This is a genomic window from Burkholderia sp. MS389 (assembly GCF_016899425.1).
Lineage (GTDB): Bacteria > Pseudomonadota > Gammaproteobacteria > Burkholderiales > Burkholderiaceae > Burkholderia > Burkholderia sola.
Window position 1 is genome coordinate 1,008,076 of sequence record NZ_CP045995.1, and the last position, 15,377, is coordinate 1,023,452.

The 15,377-nt window shown below is 66.7% G+C and carries 18 protein-coding genes; 10 read left to right on the top strand and 8 right to left on the bottom strand.

Annotated features, from left to right (window positions below; genetic code table 11):
- Positions 1-131: 131 nt before the first annotated feature.
- Positions 132-680 (top strand): permease, encoded by a 549-nt coding sequence (locus GJG85_RS20920; protein ID WP_204384368.1) that lies wholly within the window; start codon positions 132-134, stop codon positions 678-680.
- A 94-nt stretch (positions 681-774) separates the two neighbouring features.
- Here the strand turns inward: GJG85_RS20920 and GJG85_RS20925 are convergent, their stop codons facing one another.
- Positions 775-909: an entericidin A/B family lipoprotein gene (locus tag GJG85_RS20925; protein ID WP_050017418.1), complete on the bottom strand. Its 135-nt coding sequence runs from the start codon at positions 907-909 to the stop codon at positions 775-777.
- 223 nt (positions 910-1,132) lie between these two features.
- On the opposite strand from GJG85_RS20925, the gene GJG85_RS20930 reads away from it, so the two are divergent.
- A complete protein-coding gene (locus GJG85_RS20930) occupies positions 1,133-2,428 on the top strand; it encodes an aspartate carbamoyltransferase (protein WP_050017417.1) in 1,296 nt (431 codons plus the stop codon).
- A 139-nt stretch (positions 2,429-2,567) separates the two neighbouring features.
- Here GJG85_RS20930 and GJG85_RS20935 read toward each other — a convergent pair whose 3' ends face one another.
- Entirely contained in the window at positions 2,568-2,987 is a 420-nt protein-coding gene (locus tag GJG85_RS20935) for a type II toxin-antitoxin system VapC family toxin (RefSeq protein WP_050017416.1), read from the bottom strand.
- Positions 2,984-3,223, bottom strand: coding sequence for an Arc family DNA-binding protein (locus GJG85_RS20940; protein ID WP_060733370.1), 240 nt, complete (start codon positions 3,221-3,223; stop codon positions 2,984-2,986). Before GJG85_RS20940 ends, GJG85_RS20935 begins: the two co-directional genes overlap by 4 nt.
- Before the next feature lie 321 nt (positions 3,224-3,544).
- Here GJG85_RS20940 and GJG85_RS20945 point away from each other — a divergent pair, with 321 nt between their 5' ends.
- The 8 genes from GJG85_RS20945 (at position 3,545) to GJG85_RS20980 (ending at position 9,295) form a co-directional block, all read left to right on the top strand.
- Entirely contained in the window at positions 3,545-5,788 is a 2,244-nt protein-coding gene (locus GJG85_RS20945; protein ID WP_204384369.1) for a TonB-dependent siderophore receptor, read from the top strand.
- Between the two features lie 3 nt (positions 5,789-5,791).
- Positions 5,792-6,547 (top strand): tetratricopeptide repeat protein, encoded by a 756-nt coding sequence (locus GJG85_RS20950; RefSeq protein ID WP_204384370.1) that lies wholly within the window; start codon positions 5,792-5,794, stop codon positions 6,545-6,547.
- Positions 6,544-7,227, top strand: a complete 684-nt coding sequence (locus GJG85_RS20955; protein WP_089489533.1) for a Fe2+-dependent dioxygenase — start codon at positions 6,544-6,546, stop codon at positions 7,225-7,227. Before GJG85_RS20950 ends, GJG85_RS20955 begins: the two co-directional genes overlap by 4 nt.
- An 85-nt stretch (positions 7,228-7,312) precedes the next feature.
- Positions 7,313-7,552, top strand: a complete 240-nt coding sequence (locus GJG85_RS20960) for a type II toxin-antitoxin system Phd/YefM family antitoxin (RefSeq protein ID WP_021158157.1) — start codon at positions 7,313-7,315, stop codon at positions 7,550-7,552.
- Complete coding sequence (locus GJG85_RS20965; protein ID WP_089489765.1) at positions 7,549-7,944, top strand: type II toxin-antitoxin system VapC family toxin; 396 nt, start codon at positions 7,549-7,551, stop codon at positions 7,942-7,944. Before GJG85_RS20960 ends, GJG85_RS20965 begins: the two co-directional genes overlap by 4 nt.
- 108 nt (positions 7,945-8,052) lie before the next feature.
- Complete coding sequence (locus GJG85_RS20970; RefSeq protein ID WP_089489534.1) at positions 8,053-8,295, top strand: M15 family metallopeptidase; 243 nt, start codon at positions 8,053-8,055, stop codon at positions 8,293-8,295.
- Between the two features lie 102 nt (positions 8,296-8,397).
- On the top strand, positions 8,398-8,982 hold the full coding sequence (locus tag GJG85_RS20975) for a nucleotidyltransferase family protein (RefSeq protein WP_089489535.1): 585 nt from the start codon (positions 8,398-8,400) through the stop codon (positions 8,980-8,982).
- A gap of 172 nt (positions 8,983-9,154) precedes the next feature.
- Positions 9,155-9,295 carry a hypothetical protein gene (locus GJG85_RS20980; protein ID WP_012339712.1) on the top strand — a complete coding sequence of 47 codons (141 nt, stop codon included), beginning with the start codon at positions 9,155-9,157 and terminating at the stop codon, positions 9,293-9,295.
- Positions 9,296-9,345: 50 nt separating this feature from the next.
- On the opposite strand, the gene GJG85_RS20985 is transcribed toward GJG85_RS20980, so the two are convergent.
- From GJG85_RS20985 to GJG85_RS21005, 5 genes are read right to left on the bottom strand one after another with little or no spacing between them, the layout of a single operon-like run.
- A complete protein-coding gene (locus GJG85_RS20985) occupies positions 9,346-10,104 on the bottom strand; it encodes an SDR family oxidoreductase (RefSeq protein ID WP_204384372.1) in 759 nt (252 codons plus the stop codon).
- Positions 10,101-11,648, bottom strand: a complete 1,548-nt coding sequence (locus GJG85_RS20990; RefSeq protein ID WP_124555990.1) for an FGGY-family carbohydrate kinase — start codon at positions 11,646-11,648, stop codon at positions 10,101-10,103. The genes GJG85_RS20985 and GJG85_RS20990 overlap by 4 nt, the downstream gene beginning before the upstream one ends.
- A 29-nt stretch (positions 11,649-11,677) precedes the next feature.
- Positions 11,678-12,766 (bottom strand): alcohol dehydrogenase catalytic domain-containing protein, encoded by a 1,089-nt coding sequence (locus GJG85_RS20995; RefSeq protein ID WP_050015079.1) that lies wholly within the window; start codon positions 12,764-12,766, stop codon positions 11,678-11,680.
- Positions 12,767-12,812: 46 nt separating this feature from the next.
- Entirely contained in the window at positions 12,813-13,826 is a 1,014-nt protein-coding gene (locus GJG85_RS21000; RefSeq protein WP_034175227.1) for an ABC transporter permease, read from the bottom strand.
- Positions 13,813-15,333 (bottom strand): sugar ABC transporter ATP-binding protein, encoded by a 1,521-nt coding sequence (locus GJG85_RS21005; protein ID WP_050015091.1) that lies wholly within the window; start codon positions 15,331-15,333, stop codon positions 13,813-13,815. Before GJG85_RS21005 ends, GJG85_RS21000 begins: the two co-directional genes overlap by 14 nt.
- Positions 15,334-15,377 lie beyond the last annotated feature (44 nt).

Below are 15,377 nucleotides of genomic sequence, written 5' to 3' on the forward strand. Positions count from 1 at the left end.
TTCGCCACGATGCAGCCGGCGACTGTAGGAATGTGTCCGCGCACCGCAAAACCGTTGCGCACGGCTGCGCGAGATGCAATATTCGCGTGGCCGGCCCCTTTGACCACCCTCGAACAACAATCCGCCAAGCAATGAACAGGAAGGAAGCCAAAACAAGCATCGCGGTGCTGCTGTCCGCGGGAACGAGGAAAGCCGACGCGCTGGCCGAACTGTCCGGACAGGGGCTCAAGGATCGCGTGCTCGCGCATCTGATCGCGTCGCGCCCGGACCCCGAACGCTGCCGCAAGAACAAGGTGCACGTCCGGATCCTGATCGCGCTCGGCATCGCCCAACTGGTCATCAGCCTGATGCTTGCGTACTACTTCTTCGCATCCGGCGCCGGCACCGTCCTCGTCACCGTATTCCTCGCGTTGACCGTGCCGCTGTCGCTGCTGTTCATCTGGGGCTTTGCGACCCAACGTGTCGGCGCGTATCACGCGTTCATCCTGCTGTCGCTGCTGCAGATGCCGAAGACCGTCGCCGACCTCGGGCGCGATCCGGCGACCGCGCTGCCGAGCCTCGCGATCACGGTCGTGCTGGTCGGTTACGTGTGGTTCGTCCGCAACCGGTTGTTCCCCGACTACGGCTGGTTCACGCCGCGCAAGGTCGAAGGCCGTTACGCGTTCGTGGAACACGCCTGACGCCGCCAGCATCGACCCGCGCACGAAAAAGGCGCCGGGCCGCCCCGCCATCGCGGGAAGGCCCGGCGCCTTCTGCATGCCTGAACCGGTCGGCTTACTTGGCCTTTTCAGCCGAATCGCTGATCGCCTGGCCGCCCTTCGAAATATCCTGGCCCACGCCGGCGACCGTATTGCAACCGGCGAGCGCGGCGGTCAGCACCAGCAACATTGCAGCAATCGTACGCGTCATTCTCATTCTCCTTGGAATCAACAAGCCCGACCGGGCGAATCGTGTGAATCGTGTGTGGCGTGGCGCCCGGCACGCTGCCGGACACGGGGCCTGACCTGATTATACGGAGAGCCGCGCCGCGCGCCAGTACGGCCCGGCCGCGCGTGCGCACAGATTTTTCTTGACTTCATTGCGCGAGGAACTAATATACGCACCGCGTATATTTTTCGCCCAGGAGCCGCCGATGACCGTTCCCCAGCAAGCCTTCCTCCGCGACGCGATGCGCCGCCTCAACATGACCCGCGAGGCATTCGCGAATCGCATCGGCGTCAGCCGGCGCGCGCTGGATACCTGGCTGCTTCCGGACGATTCGCAGGAATCGCGCGGGATGCCCGAGATCGTCGAGCGCTTCGTGTCGGAAATCGTCGAACGCCCAGCGCCGGACGGCGAGAACTATACGCAAAGCGTAGATAAACAAGGGCTCGCGAAGCAGTTCCTGTTCGAAGGCAAGCCGCAATTGATCTCGGTCGAGCAGTTCTCGCGGGATTCGGTCGAGGCGCTGTTCCGCGTGGCCGACGTCATGCAGCCGATCGCGCGACGCCACAAGATTTCGCGCGTGCTCGAAGGCGCGGTGCTCGGCAACCTGTTCTTCGAGGCCAGCACGCGCACGCGCGTGTCGTTCGGCGCGGCCTTCTGCCGGCTCGGCGGCTCGGTGTGCGACACGACGGGCTTCACGTTCTCGTCGATGGCCAAGGGCGAATCGATCTACGACACGAGCCGCGTGATGGCCGGCTACGTCGACGCGCTCGTGATCCGCCATCCGGAAAAAGGCTCGGTGGCCGAATTCGCACGCGCGACGAACCTGCCGGTGATCAACGGCGGCGACGGCCCCGGCGAGCACCCGAGCCAGGCGCTGCTCGACCTGTATACGATCCAGCGCGAATTCTCGCGGCTCGGCAAGATCGTCGACGGCGCGCACATCGCGCTGGTCGGCGACCTGAAATACGGCCGCACCGTGCACTCGCTCGTCAAGCTGCTCGCGCTGTACCGCGGGCTGAAGTTCACGCTCGTATCGCCGCCGACGCTCGAGATGCCGGCGTACATCGTCGACCAGATTTCGACGAACGGCCATGTGGTCGAGCAGACGAACGACCTCGCGGCCGGGCTGCGCGGCGCGGATGTCGTCTACGCGACGCGGATTCAGAAAGAGCGCTTCACCGACGAGTCGTTCGAAGGCTATACGCCGGATTTCCAGATCAACCAGGCGCTCGTCGATTCGGTATGCAAGCCCGACACGCTGATCATGCACCCGCTGCCGCGCGATAGCCGGCCGGGCGCGAACGACCTGTCGGTCGACCTGAACCGCGACCCGCGTCTCGCGATCTTCCGGCAGACCGACAACGGCATTCCGGTGCGAATGGCGATCTTCGCGGTGCTGCTGGGTGTCGAGAATCTCGTCCAGCACTCGATGCGCGATGCGACGTGGCGTCCGCCGGCGTACCTCGGCCCGGAGGATGCGGTGTTTCACGGAATCGACTGACCTGCAGCCGGTGTCGCGCGGCTGAACCGAGATTGCCCCGGTTCAAGGGCCGCGCGCAGCCGGCACGCACCCAACGCGCCGGCTTGCACGGCGCGCTGTCATTTTCGACGCCGGTAACGTGACGGCGGCCGAGCCGGCGTCAGCTGGCCCAGGGATCGATCACACGCAAGCCCGCTGCCTCGAACGGCGCGACGTCGCGCGTGGCCACGATCAAACCGTTCGCGGCGGCGGTTGCCGCGATGAAGCCATCGGCAGACGCCATCGCGTTGCCCGTACCACGCGCCTTGGCGCGAAGGCTCGCATACGCCTTGCTGGCCGCATCGTCGAACGGCAGGATCCGGCCGCGAAACAACGGCACGACGCGCTGCTCGATGCTTTGCTCGAGCCAGTCCCGCCTGCGCCCCACCGGCAACACGGCCACGCCGAACCGAATCTCCGCCAGACTGATTGCGGCTACAAACAACGTGTCGACGTTCTGCGCGTCGAGCCATTCGATCACGGCTGCGCTCGGCTCGCGCCGCAGCGGCTCGGAAATGACGTTGGTATCGACCAGGATCATTCGAAGCTCATGGGATCGGTTGGCGTCTTATCACGCTGAACTTCGAAATCGATGCCGCCAGCCTCTCGCCCGATTTCAGCGAGCAACGTTCCCAGTCTCAGCCGCCCTCCCGGCCGAACGGCTTGCTCGAGGATGTCTCGCACCTCGGCCTCGGTACTGCGGCCATGTTGCGCAGCCCGGATTCGAAGCGCGCGATGCACTTCGTCGGGCAAATTTCGAACGGTGATCATGGGCATGATGCGCCTCACTACATTTGCTTGCAATGCAGTCATACTAACACCTTGCAGTCATTTGAGTCGAAGGAAGATTCGGCCACTGTAAGCCGCCTGCCGCGCCTCTCCCATTCGGCCGTTCGGCCATCCTCCCGCCCCGCAATCCCCCACAAGCCCTCTGCAACATTCGTCAACAATCCCCGCACAAACGCGAACAAGAACGCTTCTCATTCAACAAGAAATTACATAGAATGCCGCCTGAAAACAAATCGTAATAATTCCCGGCGGCATGCACGTTTCCGCAACGCACCGCCCCGGGGCCACACCGCGAGGTCGAAGCGCACCATGAAGTCCCGTCCCGACGAGCTGAAGCTCGGTAAATTCACCACCCTGTGCAGCGTGCTCGCCGCGAGCCCCGCGTTCGCCGACGGCACGCCGCCCGCGGCGCCCGTCAGCACCGAGGGCCACCTTGCACCAATCGAGATCCAGGGCAAGACCGAGCACAGCTTCAAGGCCGACTTTTCCGCTTCCGCGAAATTCACCGCGCCGCTCGTCGACACGCCGAAATCCGTCACCGTGATCCCGCAGGAACTGATCCAGAGCAGCGGCGCGGCGACGCTGACCGAAGCGCTGCGCACGGTGCCCGGCATCACGTTCGGCGCCGGCGAAGGCGGCAACCCGCTCGGCGATCGTCCGTTCATCCGCGGCTACGACACGCAGGGCAGCATGTTCGTCGACGGCATGCGCGACACGGGCGCCACCACGCGCGAGATCTTCAACACCGAGCGCGTCGAGATCACAAAAGGCTCCGACGGCGCGTACGGCGGCCGCGGCGGTGCCGGCGGCAGCATCAACCTGATCACGAAGGCCCCGCATCTCGGCACGACGGCCGCCGCGAGCGCGGGCCTGGGCACCGACCGCTATCGCCGCTTCACCGCCGACGGCAACTGGCAGTTCGCCGATCACGCCGCGTTCCGCCTGAACCTGATGAGTCACAACAACGACGTCGCCGGCCGCGACGCCGTCAACAACGAGCGCTGGGGCGTCGCGCCGTCGATCGCGTTCGGCCTCGGCACGCCGACGCGCGTGACCGCGAGCTACTACCACCTGTCAACCGACGACATGCCCGACGGCGGGATCCCGTACTTCTACACGACGTCGAACAAGCCCGCGAACGTCGGCACGATCTATCCGGCGCCCGTCGATCGCCACAACTTCTACGGCCTGATCGACCGCGACTTCCGCAAGACCACGTCGGACATCAGCACGATCAAGATCGAGCACGACATCACGCCGAACCTGACGGTGCGCAACACCACGCGCTACACGGAATCGACGCAGGACTACATCTGGACGCAGCCGGACGACAGCCAGGGCAACGTGGTGAACGGCAAGGTCTGGCGCCGCAACAACAACCGCGACAGCTCGATCAACAGCCTCGCGAACCTGACCGAGCTGTTCGGCGAATTCCGCACGGGCCCGTTCAAGCACAGCTTCACGACCGGCATCGAGCTGTCCCGCGAATGGGGCAAGCGCGATTCGTACACGGTGGCAACCGACAAGGGCACGATCTGCCAGAAAGGCATCGGTGCGCCGTCGGGCTACAACTGCACGAGCCTGTGGTCGCCGAACCCGAACGATCCGTGGGCCGGTTCGATCACGCGCAACAACGACTATGCGCATGCGCGCACCACGACGAAGTCGATCTACGGCTTCGACACGATCGAGCTCACGCCGCGCTGGCAGGTGAACGCCGGCGTGCGCGTCGACGACTACTCGACCCGCTTCACCGACACCAAGGCGAACGGCAGCAAGACCTACACGCGCGACGACACGCTGTTCAACTGGCAAGCCGGCCTCGTGTTCAAGCCCGCACGGAACGGCAGCATCTACGCGTCGTATGCGACGTCGTCGACGCCGGCCGGCATGCTGCTCGGCGAAGGCAGCGAAACGCAGTCGCTGACGCCGGGCCGCGGCGGCGTCGGCCCGAACGCCGACCAGATGGCGCCCGAGAAGAACCGCAGCATCGAACTCGGCACGAAATGGAACGTGCTGAACGACCAGCTGTCGCTGACGGCCGCGCTGTTCCAGATCGATACGACGAACGCGCGCGTGACGCTGCCGAACAACCAGTACGCGATGGTCGGCAACAAGCGCGTGCAGGGCCTCGAGCTCGGCCTCGCCGGCCAGATCACGAAGCAATGGCAGGTGTTCGGCGGCTACACGTACATGAAGAGCGCGTTGCGCGACAACGGCAAGGACGCCGCGAACAACGGCAACCGCTTCCCGAACACGCCGAAGCACAGCCTCACGATGTGGTCGAACTACGACGTCACGCCGAAGTTCACGGTCGGCGGCGGCGCGTTCTACATGTCGGAAGTGTTCGGCGATCCCGCGAACCTGCGCGCCGTGCCGTCGTCCTGGCGCTTCGACGCGATGGCGCAGTACCGGATCAACAAGAAGCTCGACCTGCAACTGAACGTGAACAACCTGTTCAACCGCACGTACTTCGATCAGGCGTATCCGGCGCACTATGCGTCGATCGCGCCGGGCCGCTCGGCGTTCGTCACGCTGAACGCGCGCTACTGATCAATGGAGGCCGTATCGCTGAAGGCGCTCGCGTCGGTCTCGCCGCGCGAGTTCGCCGACATCCTGGCCGGGCCGCCCGAGCGCGCCGCCGCGTGGGTCGCGGCGGCGGCCGACCACGGTATCGTCGACGCGCAGGCCGTGTACGGACAACACCTGCTCGACGGGCACGGCGTCGCGCGCGATCCGGCGGCCGCGTTCAACTGGTTCCGGCACGCGGCGCGGGCCAGCCACCCGATGGCGATGAACATGCTCGGGCGCTGCTACGAGTTCGGCTGGGGCACGGCCGCGTGCGCGCCGGTCGCCGTGTACTGGTATCGGCTCGCCGCGCAGGCAGGCCTCGATTGGGGCATGTACAACTACGCGACCGCACTTGCCCTCGGCAACGGCGTCGACGAGAACCGCGCCGACGCGCTCGACTGGTTCCGCCGCGCGGCCGCGCTCGGTCACGCGAAATCGATCAACCTGATCGGCGGCTTCTACGAGGACGGCTGGGTCGTATCGGTCGATATCGACGCCGCGTTCGACCACTATCGCCGTGCGGCCGACGCCGGCGATTTTCGTGGCCAGTTCAACTATGCGCGGCTGCTCGCCGAACGCGGGCGCGTCGACGAAGCGCTCGCCTGGCTCGCGCGCGTGCCGGCCACCGCGACACCCGCGTTCATCGCGAAGATGCGTGCGTATCTCGTGTCGTCGCCGCTCGACGCTTTTCGTTCGGCGGCCATGCAGCTGGCGCCGCACGCCATGGAATCCGCATCATGATGCTTCATATCCCCGGCGTACTGACCCGAGCGCAAGTCGCGCAATGCCGCGACCTGCTCGATGCCGCCGAATGGGTCGATGGCAACGCAACCTCCGGCGCGCAGTCGGCGCTCGCGAAACGCAATCGGCAATTGCCGGAAGGTTCACCGGTCGCGCGCACCGTCGGCGATGCGATCCAGGACGCACTCGCCCGCCATCCGCTGTTCTTTTCGGCGGCGCTGCCGCTCAAGGTGTTTCCGCCGCTGTTCAATCGCTATGAAGGCGGCGAGACGTTCGGCACGCACATCGACAACGCGATCCGGCTGCTGCGCGGCACGGATTTTCGTGTGCGCAGCGATCTGTCGGCGACGCTGTTCCTCGAGGAACCCCACGCATACGACGGCGGCGAACTATGCGTCGAGGATACCTACGGCGTGCATCGCGCGAAGCTGCCGGCAGGCGACCTCGTGCTGTATCCGGCGTCGAGCCTGCATCACGTGACGCCGGTGACGCGGGGCGAGCGCGTGGCATCGTTCTTCTGGATTCAGAGCATGGTGCGCGACGATGGCGATCGCACGCTGCTGTTTCAGCTCGATACGCAAATTCAGGCGCTTTCCGCGAAAAAAGGGGCGAAGGACCCGGTGGTCATTTCGCTGACCGGGATTTATCACAACCTGTTGAGGAAGTGGGCGGATGCATAGCGTGAGCCGGGCACGCTCCACAGCGCTTGCGCGGCGTCGAAACGCGGGTCTAAAATGACCATCGTCATATGACCATGCTCAAATCATGATGCCGCACGCTCCCGTATCGAAATCCGAATTCAAGGCTCGCGCACTCGAATACTTCCGGCTCGTCGAGGCGTCGGGCGAAAGCCTGATCGTCACCGACCACGGCAAACCGACGCTCGAGATCCGCCCGTATCGCTCGCGCGAAGCTCAGCCGTTGGACATATTGCGCGGTTCGGTCATGCGCTACGACAATCCTCTCGATCCGATTGCGGAAGATGATTGGGAGGCGTCGCGGTGATCGTGCTGGATACGCATGCATTGGTGTGGTGGGTGGCGGGCGACCCTGCGCTCAGCAAGAAAGCGCGAAGCGCGATCGATCGCGCACGGGGCGAAGGCACGCTCGTCGCATCGGCCATCTCCGCGTGGGAAATCGCGATGCTGGTGCGCAACGACCGCCTCGCCCTGACAATGGATGTCGACGCATGGCTCGCCACCGTCGCGCAAATCGACGGCATGCGGTTCGTGCCGGTCGATGCCGACATCGCCGCGAAATCCACCGACCTGCCCGGCACGTTCCACAAGGATCCGGCCGATCGCATGATCGTCGCGACCGCGCGGCGGCTCGGCGCGCCGCTCGTCACCCGCGACGAAAAAATCCGCGCGTACGCGCACGTCAAGACGCTCTGGTAAGCGTCGCGCACCCGTGGGTCGAACGGCGGCGCCTCTTCCGCCAGACTCTGGCATATCGGCGATTCGTCTGACCAAAACGACCACGACCGCTTCATTCAATATCGGCTCGTGGCCCGCAACCGTCGTCGCGCCACTTGCTCGTGCTACACGCACAACCCGTTCATCAGCCGCCCGGCCGCAGCGAACCGCAAGATCCTGATCGACGCACTGACCCGCGCCGGCTTCACGAATTACCCGTCCGAATGGTGGCACTGGTCGTTCGGCGATCGCTATTGGGCCGTCATGCAGAACGAATCTCACGCAATTTACGGTCCTGTCGACGAAAGCATGCTCGACGAAGCATCGCGATGACGGTTTTCCCGATCCGACACAGGTGACTCGGTAACATCCTCACTTGCCGATCCCCGTGTGCTCCCGCACAATCGCAACACCTGTCTCACTCCCCGCGCGCCGATGTCCTATGCGTCACTCGCGACCGGCGTCCTGCTCGCCGGCGGCCTTGGTCAACGCTTCGACCCGAGCGGCCTGCACAGCAAGCTGCTCGCCCGGCTTCCCGACGGCACACCGGTGGCGGTCGCCGCCGCCCGCCGTCTCGCGGCGGCCACCGCCGACGTGATCGCCGTGGTGCGCCCCGGCGCCGAAAAGCTCGCGATCCTGCTGAACGAAGCCGGCTGTCAGGTCGTCTATGCCCCCGACGCGTTGCGCGGCATGGGCGCGAGCCTCGCGGCCGGCGTTCGCACCGCGCCCGATGCGAGCGGCTGGCTCGTCGCGCTCGGCGACATGCCGTGGATCGCGGCTTCCACTTACGAAACGGTCACACGCGCGCTCGACGCCGACGGCGCGTCGATCGTCGCACCCGCGCATCGCGGCGTGCGCGGCCATCCGGTCGGTTTCGCCGCGCACCACTTCGAGGCGCTCGCCACTCTCGACGGCGACGCGGGCGCTCGCGCACTGTTCGCCAGCGCGCCGGTGGCCCTGCTCGACGTCGACGATCCCGGCATCCTGCGCGACGTCGATACACCGGCGGATTTGCGCTGACATTGATTGCGCGGGCCCGCACGTTCCCGCACGAACCCTGCCAATAGGCGGATTTCTCCGACGATCGACAAGCCATCGCAAGAATCCCGCTGCAAACGCGCGACCGATTGGCTATAACGAAGACGAGGCACGTCCGCCGCGCCACCGCCGTCACGCACTGCACGAGTTCTCCATGAGCGACCACACGACCCCGACGCCCGAACCACCGGCCGACCCGAACCGCGATCCGGAAGACGATCCGTTCTCGTCGCCGCCCGGCCATCACGACAACCCGCAGCAGCCGGACGGACCGCCGAGCAAGGATCCGGTCTAGCCGCGCGCCGGCCGCGCCGCGCACTCGACCCGCGACTGCCGTGACGCGGTCTAGCGTGCGGTATACCCGCCGTCGATCGGCAACGACACGCCGCTGATCATCGACGCCGCGTCGCTCAGCAAAAACAGGATCGGCTCGACGACTTCGTCCGGCTGCGCGAACCGGCCGAGCGGAATCGCGGCCAGCATCGGCGCGCGCTTTTCCGGTGCGCTCCACGCGAACTGCGCCATCGGCGTGAGCGTGACGGTCGGGTTCACGCTGTTCACACGAATGCCGTACGGCCCGAGTTCGATGCACAGCACGCGCGTGATCGCGTCCATCGCCGCCTTCGACGCGCAATAGCTCAGATGCGCGGGCAGGCCGACGAGCGCCGCCTGACTCGACACGTTGACGATGCTGCCCCGTGCGTTCGCCGCGCCGCGTCCGTCGCGCTCGATCATCTTGCGCGCCACCGCCCGCGCGACGAGCGCCGCGCCGCGCGCATTGACGGCCATCACGCGATCGAAATGCGCGGCGTCGACATCGAGCGCCGGTTCGAGCGACGCGATTCCCGCGCAATTGACGAGGCCGTCGAATGCATCGTACTCATCGAGCGCGGCATCGATCGCGTGTTGGTCGCCGCCGACATCCATGCGCAACGTATCGCACGCAATCTCGCCGGCGAGCGCGTCGAGCGCGGCCATGTCTCGCGCTGCAGCGATGACGCGCGCGCCTGCGTGCGCCAGCGCGATCGCGCACGCGCGGCCGATGCCGCTCGATGCGCCCGTGACGAGCACCGTTGACCCGCTGAAATCGAATCGTGTGTTCATGATGACGTGCCCAGCTTGTGCATGATCGGCTTGAGCGCCGGATACAGCGCCGTGTAGAGCGCAAAACGCGCGTCATACGTTTTCGCGCGCTCGGCATCGGGCCGCGCGCGCTCGACGAGCGTGACCCAGCCGCCCTGCGCGTCATCGCGCGACACCAGCCCCACACCCACACCCGCCAGCAACGCGGCGCCCATCGCGGCTTCGACGTCCTGCTCGATCGTCCACACCGGAAAACCCGTCACGTCCGCGATGATCTGCATCCACAGCGCCGAATGCGCGGCCCCGCCGACGACGATCAGTCGATCGTCCAGCGCCACCGCGCCACGACGGCCGGCCTCGATGTTGTGACGCAACGCGAACGCGACGCCTTCGAGCACCGCACGATAAAGATGCGCACGCGTGTGCGCGAGGCTCAGCCCGACGAACGCGCCGCTCGCCTTCGCATCCCACACCGGGCTGCGCTCGCCCATCAGATACGGCAGGAACAGCACGCCGTCCGCGCCGGCCGGCACGCGCTCGGCCGCCTCCTCGAGCAGCGCGTGCGGATCGCCGTGCGGCAGCAGCCGCGCCGCATCGATTTCCGCGTGACAGAACTGGTCGCGAAACCACGCGACCGACGCGCCGGCCGTGATCGCGCCGCCGAACACGTACAGGTCGCGCTGCCCGTCGAACACGTGCGGCATGCTGACGAGGCCGTGCCGCGCATCGACGTGCCGGTTCACGTAGCCCCAGCACATGCTGGTGCCGATCATCGCGACGTGCTGCCCGGTACGCGTCGCGCCGGCCGCGAAGGTCGCGACCGCCGCATCGACGCCGCCCGCGACGACGGGCGTGCCGGCCGGCAGCCCGAGTGGCGCGGTCCATTGCGACAGCAACCCGCCGACGACGTCCGTCGAATCGACCAGCCGTTCCGGCATCATCGTCGCCGGAATGCCGAGCATGTCGAGCGCATCGTCGGACCACTCGCGGCGCGCGACGTCGTACACGCCGCCGATATTGCCGGCCGAACTGTGATCGACCGCGACTTCGCCGGTCAGCAGATAGATCACGTACGCGTTCGGCGGCAGGAAATAGCGCACGTTCGCCCAAACGTCCGGCCGCCGGTCGCGCAGCCACAGCATCTTGGTGAAGCCGTAGTAACTGTCGACGCCGTTGCCGGTGATCACGCGCAGCCGCTCGACGTTCACGTGTGCGTTGACCCAGTCGACTTCCGCGGTCGCGCGCCGGTCCATCCAGATCAGGCACGGATGCAGCGGCCGCATGTCGATGTCGACCGGGATGCCCGAGCCGCCGTACAGGCTGCTCACGCACACCGCCCGGATCGCATCGGCCGGCACGCCCTGCACGCGCGCATCGCTCACGCAGCCGGCGATGCAGTCGCGCACCGCGTCGAACCACACCTGCGGCCACTGCTCGGCCCACAGCGGGCGCGGCGTATCGGGCTGGTAGCCGGCCGAGCGCCGCGCGACGATCGTGCCGTGCCGGTCGACCAACAGCGCCTTGGTGCTCTGCGTGCCGATGTCGACGCCTATCACGTATTCCATGATGTCTCCGGTGAGGCGCACGCCGGCCGTCAGCGGGCCGGCTTCAGCAGCACCTTGATCGATTCGGGCGATTTCGCGACGCGGATCGCGTCGTCCCAGTCCTCGAGCGCGAAACCGTGCGTGACGATGCCCTTCGATGTGACGAGCCCGCGCGCGAGCAGGTCGATCGCGACCGGATAGCAGTAGGGCCCGAGGTGCGCGCCGCGTACGTCGAGTTCCTTGCGGTCCCCGATGATCGACCAGTCGACGGTCGCATCCTCGCCGAACACGCTGAATTCGACGAAGCGGCCGAGCTTGCGGATCAGGTCGAGCCCCTGGTTCACGCCGACCGGCGCGCCGGTCGTCTCGATGTACACGTCGCAGCCGTAGCCGTCGGTCAGCGCGCGGACGATCTCGCGCGCGTCGTCGCGCTGCGGGTTGATCGTCACGTCGGCGCCGTACTGGCGCGCGAGTTCGAGCCGTTCGTCGATCAGGTCGATCACGACGAGCTTCTTCGGCGTCTTCAGGTGCGCGACCTGCGTCATCATCAGCCCGAGTGGGCCCGCGCCGGCGATCACGACGACGTCGTCGAGCTGGACGTCCCCGCGGTTCACCGTATGAATCGCGCACGACAGCGGCTCGATGATCGCCGCGTCCTCGAGCGATACGCCAAGCGGAATCTTGTGGACGATCGCGGTCGGCGGAATGCGCATGTACTCGGCCATCCCGCCGTCGGCGACCTCGCGCTGGAAGCCGAAGATGTTGTGCACCTCGCACATCCAGTACTGGCCCGACTTGCAATAGCGGCACTTGCCGCACGGCACGATCTGCTCGGCGATCACGCGGTCGCCCAACGCGACGCCGAAATGCTCGGCCGCGCCGTCGCCGAGCGCCTCGACATAGCCGAAGAATTCATGGCCGGGAATCACCGGCGCCTTCACCCACGGGCTCGGTCCGCCCCAGAACATCTTGGCGCCGGTGTAGCACTTGCAGTCGCTCGCGCAGATCCCGCACGCGGCGATGCGGATCACGAGCTCGTTCGTACCGGCGCGCGGCATCGCGACCTGTTCGACGCGATAGTCCTCGGGGCCGTGGCAGACGACCGCGGTCATGCGCGGCTGGGCTTCGGGTGTCGTCATGGGTTGTCTCTTTTATGAGTGATTCGGATACCGGATTAATCAATAGTTACCGCGATCGCTCGCGGCTGATGTAGATCGCGAGCAGAATGATTCCGCCCTTGATCACGTTCTGCACGTACGGGTTCACGCCGATCATGTTCAGCCCGTTGTTGAGCACGCCGAGCAGCAGCGCGCCGACCAGCGTGCCGAGGATCGCGCCGCGCCCGCCGGAGATCGACGTGCCGCCCATCACGACGGCCGCGATCGCGTCGAGCTCGAAGCCCACGCCCGCGTTCGGCTGCCCGCTCATCAAGCGCCCGGTCAGCACGATCGCGGCGAGCGCCGACGTGAGCCCGGCCAGCGTGTAGACGATCAGCTTCACGCGTGCGACCCGCACGCCGGTGAGCCGCGTCGCCTGCTCGTTGCCGCCGATCGCGTACACGTAGCGGCCGAACGGCATCCGGTCGAGCAGCAGCCATGCGATCGCATAGACCACCAGCATGATCAGCACCGGCGCCTGGATGCCGAGCACCTTGCCGCTGCCGAAGAACGCGACCCAGTCGGGCAGCCCGTCGATCGGATAGCCGCCCGTATAGATCAGCGCGAGGCCGCGCGCGATGCCCATCGTCGCAAGCGTGACGATGATCGGCGGCATCCCCGCGAACGCGACGAACACGCCGTTCAGGAAGCCGAAGCCGAGCCCGACCGCGATGCCGATCGCGAGCGCGGCGACCGCGTTGACGCCCGCGACCATCAGCCCGGCCGCGAGCGTGCCCGACAGCGCCATCACCGAGCCGACCGACAGGTCGATCCCCCCCGTCAGGATCACGCAGGTCATGCCGACCGCGATGATCGCGTTGATCGACACCTGGCGCAGCACGTTCTCGAGGTTCGCGGCCGACAGGAAGCTCGGGCTCGCGATCATCATCGCGATGCATACGACGATCAGGCCGACGAGCGGATAGAACAGCGTCGAGCGGCGTAGCTGCGCCCACATCGCGCGGGGCGGCGGCGCATCGCCGTTTCCGGCGGTGGCCGCGAGCGTCGTCGAACGCGTGGAAGAAGAATCAGGCAGGTTCATGGGTCGCTCCTCGCGTGCCGGTCGTGGCATAGGTCATGACCGTGTCGGGATCGATCTCGTCGCCGGCGAGCGTCGCTTCGATGCGGCCCTGCCGGAACACGGCGACGCGATCGCACATGCCGACGATTTCCGGCAATTCGGACGAGATCATGATGATGGCGTAGCCGCGCGCGGTGAGTTCGCGCATCAGCCCGTAGATTTCGGCTTTCGCGCCGACGTCGATGCCGCGCGTCGGCTCGTCGAAGATCAGCACCGACGTGTGATGGTTCAGCCAGCGCGCGATCACGACCTTCTGCTGGTTGCCGCCGGACAGCGTCGCGACCTCGGTGTGGATCGACGGCGCCTTCACGCCGACGCGCCGCATCACGTCGTGCGTGGTGCGCGCCTCGCCGCGCCGGTCGATCAGCCAGCGCATCGACCGGTACTTGCCGAGGTTGTTCAGCGAGATGTTGTCGCGAATCGAGAACGACGTGACGAGCCCTTCCGTCTTGCGGCTTTCCGGCAGGATGCCGATGCCCGCACGCAGTGCGTCGGCCGGATCGGCGAGCTTCGCCGCCGCGCCGCGCACGCGCAGTGCCTTGCGATGCGCACGCGTCGCGCCGATCACCGCGAGCGCGGTTTCCGTGCGGCCCGAGCCGACCAGGCCCGCGAAACCCAGGATCTCGCCTTCACGCAACGCAAAGCGGTTCACCGGGCCGTCGCGCTCGATCTGCAGCGCATCGACTTCGAGCACGGCCGGCGCGTCGGCCGGCAAGACCGGCTTCGGCGGAAAGCTGCTCTCGATCCGGCGGCCGACCATCATGCGCACCAGTTGCTCGACGTCGGTGTGCGCGACCTCGGTCGTCGCGACGTACTGGCCGTCGCGCAGCACCGTGATCCGGTCGCACACCGCGAAGATCTCGTCGAGGTGATGCGAGATGAAGATCATCGCGACGCCCTGCCGCTTCAGCTCGCGCATGATCGCGAACAGGTGCTCGGCCTCGGCCGGCGTGAGCGTCGCGGTCGGTTCGTCGAGGATCAGAATGCGCGCGTCGAGCGACAGCGCCTTGCCAATCTCGACGAACTGCTGCTGCGCGACCGACAGCGTGCGGATCGGCGCATCGAGATCGATCGCCACGCCGAGCCGCGCGAAGATGCTCGCCGCCGCGGCGCGCATCCGCTTGCGGTCGCGCGCGCCCCAGCGGTTGCGCAGCTCGCGGCCGAGGAACAGGTTGTCGACGGCATCGAGGTGCGGAATCAGGCTGAACTCCTGGAACACGATGCCGACGCCGGCCGCGACCGCGTCGTGATAGTCCGCGAAATGGCGCGCGGCGCCGTCGATCTCGATCGTGCCGGCATCCGGCGGGTGGATGCCGCACAGGATCTTCATCAGCGTCGACTTGCCCGCGCCGTTCTCGCCGAGCAGCGCATGGATCTCGCCGCGCGCGATCTCCAGATGAATGTCGGACAGCGCCTTCACGCCGGGAAAGCTTTTCGTGATGTGGCTGAGCCTGAGTATCGTGTCCATCGGCTTCTCCGTGCGAAGGGCGTCGGCCGCGCCGCCGCCCTTCG

Coding starts and splice junctions, on each gene's coding strand:
- GJG85_RS20920 (WP_204384368.1), top strand. CDS start 132: ATGAACAGGAAGGAAGCCAAAACAAGCATCGCGGTGCTGCTGTCCGCG.
- GJG85_RS20925 (WP_050017418.1), bottom strand. CDS start 909: ATGACGCGTACGATTGCTGCAATGTTGCTGGTGCTGACCGCCGCGCTC.
- GJG85_RS20930 (WP_050017417.1), top strand. CDS start 1,133: ATGACCGTTCCCCAGCAAGCCTTCCTCCGCGACGCGATGCGCCGCCTC.
- GJG85_RS20935 (WP_050017416.1), bottom strand. CDS start 2,987: ATGATCCTGGTCGATACCAACGTCATTTCCGAGCCGCTGCGGCGCGAG.
- GJG85_RS20940 (WP_060733370.1), bottom strand. CDS start 3,223: ATGCCCATGATCACCGTTCGAAATTTGCCCGACGAAGTGCATCGCGCG.
- GJG85_RS20945 (WP_204384369.1), top strand. CDS start 3,545: ATGAAGTCCCGTCCCGACGAGCTGAAGCTCGGTAAATTCACCACCCTG.
- GJG85_RS20950 (WP_204384370.1), top strand. CDS start 5,792: ATGGAGGCCGTATCGCTGAAGGCGCTCGCGTCGGTCTCGCCGCGCGAG.
- GJG85_RS20955 (WP_089489533.1), top strand. CDS start 6,544: ATGATGCTTCATATCCCCGGCGTACTGACCCGAGCGCAAGTCGCGCAA.
- GJG85_RS20960 (WP_021158157.1), top strand. CDS start 7,313: ATGATGCCGCACGCTCCCGTATCGAAATCCGAATTCAAGGCTCGCGCA.
- GJG85_RS20975 (WP_089489535.1), top strand. CDS start 8,398: ATGTCCTATGCGTCACTCGCGACCGGCGTCCTGCTCGCCGGCGGCCTT.
- GJG85_RS20980 (WP_012339712.1), top strand. CDS start 9,155: ATGAGCGACCACACGACCCCGACGCCCGAACCACCGGCCGACCCGAAC.
- GJG85_RS20985 (WP_204384372.1), bottom strand. CDS start 10,104: ATGAACACACGATTCGATTTCAGCGGGTCAACGGTGCTCGTCACGGGC.
- GJG85_RS20990 (WP_124555990.1), bottom strand. CDS start 11,648: ATGGAATACGTGATAGGCGTCGACATCGGCACGCAGAGCACCAAGGCG.
- GJG85_RS20995 (WP_050015079.1), bottom strand. CDS start 12,766: ATGACGACACCCGAAGCCCAGCCGCGCATGACCGCGGTCGTCTGCCAC.
- GJG85_RS21000 (WP_034175227.1), bottom strand. CDS start 13,826: ATGAACCTGCCTGATTCTTCTTCCACGCGTTCGACGACGCTCGCGGCC.
- GJG85_RS21005 (WP_050015091.1), bottom strand. CDS start 15,333: ATGGACACGATACTCAGGCTCAGCCACATCACGAAAAGCTTTCCCGGC.